At 24.6% G+C, this 260-nt stretch carries 1 protein-coding gene; it reads left to right on the plus strand.

The features are described from left to right. Positions 1–50: 50 nt before the first annotated feature. The coding region (locus tag ACG9ZL_RS21275) for a hypothetical protein (RefSeq protein WP_419361927.1) at positions 51–260 on the plus strand (210 nt) is incomplete at its 3' end.

Below are 260 nucleotides of genomic sequence, written 5' to 3' on the forward strand. Positions count from 1 at the left end.
TTGAGATTGTTAAAATTAAATGACTATTTTTTATAATGTAGGTAAGTAAAATGCATAATATATTTTTTATAAAAAAATACTATCAGATATTAGCTTATTTTTTTATAGTTATTTTATACGGTCCGGTTGGTTTTTTCTCTCCGGGATATGATGATGAATTTTTTAATATAAATCTCATAGAGACTTATGTGATTAAATCCTTAATTATTGTGCAAACGGGAGATGTTCATCAACAAGCATCTTATTTGATAAACAGGATA

It is taken from the genome of Acinetobacter legionensis, assembly GCF_048551735.1.
Taxonomy (GTDB): domain Bacteria; phylum Pseudomonadota; class Gammaproteobacteria; order Pseudomonadales; family Moraxellaceae; genus Acinetobacter.